This is a genomic window from Acinetobacter sp. V2 (assembly GCF_001188385.1).
GTDB classification, from domain to species: domain Bacteria; phylum Pseudomonadota; class Gammaproteobacteria; order Pseudomonadales; family Moraxellaceae; genus Acinetobacter; species Acinetobacter oleivorans.
In genome coordinates this window covers 51,132-55,241 of sequence record NZ_JZFB01000010.1, presented here as the reverse complement: position 1 = coordinate 55,241, position 4,110 = coordinate 51,132, and the positions used below count along the sequence as shown (strand labels likewise).

The 4,110-nt window shown below is 38.8% G+C and carries 4 protein-coding genes and 1 pseudogene; 1 reads left to right on the top strand and 4 read right to left on the bottom strand.

The genetic code is table 11. The features are described 5' to 3' along the window. From UC75_RS22400 to UC75_RS17980, 4 genes and pseudogenes are all read right to left on the bottom strand, one after another. A pseudogene (locus UC75_RS22400) lies at positions 1–86 on the bottom strand (flavin reductase); the annotation flags it as partial. 187 nt (positions 87–273) lie between these two features. Next, on the bottom strand, positions 274–1,317 hold the full coding sequence (locus UC75_RS17990) for a methionine synthase (RefSeq protein ID WP_004703605.1): 1,044 nt from the start codon (positions 1,315–1,317) through the stop codon (positions 274–276). Positions 1,318–1,338: 21 nt separating this feature from the next. Continuing rightward, positions 1,339–2,325, bottom strand: coding sequence for a DUF1852 domain-containing protein (locus tag UC75_RS17985; protein WP_005302940.1), 987 nt, complete (start codon positions 2,323–2,325; stop codon positions 1,339–1,341). Between the two features lie 365 nt (positions 2,326–2,690). Then, positions 2,691–3,563: a LysR family transcriptional regulator gene (locus tag UC75_RS17980; protein ID WP_049838372.1), complete on the bottom strand. Its 873-nt coding sequence runs from the start codon at positions 3,561–3,563 to the stop codon at positions 2,691–2,693. 255 nt (positions 3,564–3,818) lie between these two features. Between UC75_RS17980 and UC75_RS22395 the strand changes: the two genes are divergently transcribed. Continuing rightward, a partial coding sequence (locus tag UC75_RS22395) for a LysE family translocator (protein WP_416202230.1) occupies positions 3,819–4,110 on the top strand: 292 nt, incomplete at its 3' end.

Sequence of the window (4,110 nt, the reverse complement as noted above, 5' to 3'; positions counted from 1 at the left end):
CGGCCAGACATGCCTGCCGTAGTCACAACACTAACTGCACTTGTGAGTAAAGACATTGCATTTCTAAAGTCTGTTGCTTGAACCATGACATTATTCCTAAATTGAATCGTACCTTGTCCTGAGTGTTTGCTATACCGCCCAACTCCATCAGGAAGGTACTTTATCGACATGAGTCCTGATTAGAACTACATGTAGTAAGTAAAATGAGGGTTACTTGTTTGATTATCAACTGCCATCAAAAAAGTAACCCTTTATACCACTTATTGGTAAATATTAAGCAGTAAGATCAAAACCAGTAAGTTCTCTACGAACGATTTCTGCACCTGCTGTTAAGGCATTTAGCTTGCCACGTGCCACTTCACGAGAAAGAGGCGCCATACCGCAGTTTGTGCAAGGGTAAAGCTTGTCAGCATCTACAAACTGAAGCGCTTTACGAAGAGTGTTAGCCACTTCTTCTGGAGTTTCAATTTGGTTAGATGCTACATCAATTGCACCGACCATGACTTTTTTACCGCGAATGAGTTCGAGTAAATCGATAGGCACATGTGAGTTGTGACATTCTAACGAGATAATATCGATGTTAGATTTTTGCAGTTTCGGGAAAGCTTCTTCGTACTGGCGCCATTCTGAACCTAATGTCTTTTTCCAGTCAGTGTTAGCTTTAATGCCGTAACCATAGCAAATGTGAACCGCAGTTTCACACTTAAGACCTTCAATTGCACGCTCTAAGGTCGCAACGCCCCAATCATTTACTTCGTCAAAGAATACGTTAAATGCAGGTTCGTCAAACTGAATGATATCTACACCAGCAGCTTCTAACTCACGCGCTTCTTGGTTCAAAATTTTAGCAAATTCCCAAGCAAGTTTTTCACGGCTCTTGTAGTGACCATCGTAAAGCGTATCAATCATAGTCATTGGGCCAGGTAATGCCCACTTAATTGGTTGATCAGTTTGCTGACGTAAAAACTTAGCATCTTCAACAAACACAGGCTTTTGACGAGACACCGCCCCTACTACAGACGGCACGCTTGCATCGTAACGGTCACGAATTCGAACTGTTTCACGCTTCTCAAAATCTACGCCATTTAAGTGTTCGATAAACGTGGTCACAAAGTGTTGGCGGGTTTGTTCACCATCGCTCACAATGTCGATGCCAGCAAGACGCTGTTCGTGCAACGCTAAACGTAGCGCGTCTTTTTTACCTTCAAGCAGACCTTCGTTTTCAAGTTTCCAAGGTGACCAAAGCTTTTCAGGTTCTGCAAGCCAAGACGGTTTAGGTAAGCTGCCAGCAGTTGAAGTCGGTAATAATTTTTTCATGATCAATGACCTATATGTTGATTAGTTAAGAGCGTAATTAGCAGACCACTGCTCAAGAATCGCTTGGTATGGTTTGATAAATTGCTCTTCAACAAACTTCCCTTGCTCAATAGCGAGGCGGCTACGTTCTTCACGGTCATACACAATTCGAGTAAGTGAGTAATCTTGGTTCTTTAAGCTTGGCTGATAAGATTGTCCAGCCACTGAATTTGCGTTGTAAATTTCAGGGCGGTAAATCTTTTGGAACGATTCCATGGTGCTGATGGTGCTGATCAACTCAAGGTTGGTGTAATCACTCAGCAAATCACCAGTAAAATAGAACGCCAAAGGTGCAGCACTGTTTTTAGGCATGAAATAGCGAACTTTTAAGCCCATTTTTTGGAAATATTCATCAGTGAGTGAATAGTCTTCTTGCTTGTATTCAACACCTAAAACTGGATGTTCGTTTTCAGTACGGTGATACTCTTTAGTGGTTGAAACACTTAAGCAAATCACAGGTGCTTTTTTAAAGTTGGCTTTGTAAGTCTCAGAGTTAATAAAGCTCTTAAACAAGTTACCGTGCAATTCACCAAATTTCTCTGGCGTGCTAAACGTAGACTTGTTTTTGTTGTGATCTAACAACAGCACACTAAAGTCATAGTCACGTACATAAGACGAGAAGTTATTGCCTACAATGCCTTCGATGCGTTCATTGGTCTTTTTATCAACAATATTGGTTTTCAATATTTCGATTAAAGGAAGCCCGCTTGCTCGATTTTCGGCATCAATGTTCATTTCAACTGAAATGATTTCAAGTTCAACGCCGTAGCGATCACCTTTAGGGTTGTCCCAATGAGCTAAGGCATTAAAACGATTGTCGATCATCTGTAAAGTGTTGCGCAGATTCTCTTCACGGCTCATCCCTCTCGCTAAGTTAGCAAAGTTGGTTGTAATACGCGTATTGTCTGCTGGACGATAGTTTTCATCGAAACAAATACTCTTAATCGTAAATGTAAATTCTTTACTCATTTTGATCAGTACCCTAATTTCTGAGATAAACCTAAAAAATCTTTTGCTCTTTTTAAACTTTCCAGCCTTGTCAGATTTGTGCCTTATGGTCTTATCAAAAGTGAATTACTGGAACGCTTCAGAGCGTGAATAGATTTATACCGCAATCACAACATGAATAAAAATGATTTAGTCTCATTCAAAACTGAGTGAAATTCATGTTTAGGGTTTAATAAAGAAGTATGAAGTTAAATTTTTTTCATCTTAGTGAGTTTTAGACAGCAGAAATTCAATATACGGCGCTCAAGCAGCACCTTAATCATTTTAAATATTTACTATTACTTTCAACAATTTAAACAATATAAATTTAGATGAAATGGCTAGACTTAAAGTAATTTGTGCTGACTCTCATTCATCTCTGCTTTTAGCCATTCTAAAAATATGGTTTTACGTGAATCTTCCTCAAAAGCGCTATGAGAAAGTAAAAAATAAGCTGAATTATCTTGTACAACAGGTGAATTTTTTTGCAGTAAGTTCCACTCAAGCTCTTTTTCAATCATATAAATTGAGATGACCGTTGCGCCGAGTCCAGCCAAACAACCTTCTAAACATAGATAAAAATGTTCGAGTTCAACTTTGGTGTAGCTTTTTAAGCTTTGCTTTAACTCAGCAATGCGGCTCATACTTTTGAAAAAATTCGGTCTAGAAGTCGAGATGAGTACGTCGTTTGTTTCCGATGGCTTAGTTGCTTGAACTAGAGCGATATATTCATCGGCAATTTTTTCGCTATAGATATGCTCTCCCCAACCAAAGTCATTTCTGCGAATTGCGATATCAATATTATCTTTTTCAAAATCGACCACCCCACCTGCGGTAAGTAGCGCAACCTCAAAATCATGACCGAGCTTTTTAAATTTTGATAACCGCGGAATGAGCCATTTCATGGAAAGAGTCGGTTCACACGACAAAACCAGTTGTTTGCTTTCAGCTTTAGGCTGGCTTAGCTCTATTAAACATTCATCAAGTTGACCAAAAACCTGATGGCAACAACTCAATAAAATTTCGCCCTGCTCAGTCATCACAAGGGTTTTATTTTTACGGTCAAATAAAGTGGTATTTAAAGCTTCTTCTAAATTATAAATTTGCTTACTGACCGCACTTTGCGTCACAAATAATTTCTTTGCAGCTAAAGTGACGCTGCCATACTTCGCCACAAAATAGAAAAATTTTAGTGAATTCAGCGATATTCTTTCAATCATTCCAAAAACTCATAGATATGTAGTCGTTTTTATCGATTTTTATTTCTAGGTTTCTATTCAAAATAAAAATCATCTTGATTAAACCTCATTTTAGATGATGAAAAACATATTGAATATCGATATCTATCTTCGAAAACCTAACGCCCCGACATCTCTTGCAAAAAGAGTGGCAATTTTAAGTAGTGTTTTCACCCTCTTACATACATTCCAAAAAGTACAGAACAACTTCCTCATTTTAAGTGAGGGCGCAAGATAATGGCAGAGTTTATTGCGGTTATTCTCATTACGATTTTGGCAGTGGTAAGCCCCGGCGCTGACTTCGCGATTGTGACCAAAAATAGTTATCTGTACGGTAGAAGAATAGGTGTGTTCACTTCACTCGGAATATCGCTTGGCGTGTTGGTGCATGTGACCTATACCCTAGTCGCTGTCTCCTTTGTAATGACTTATACACCGCAAATTTTGAATATTGTTAAGTACATTGGCGCGCTTTACTTAATCTATATTGGCTATAAAACTTTTACTCAAAAACCTGTTTTAGACTCTG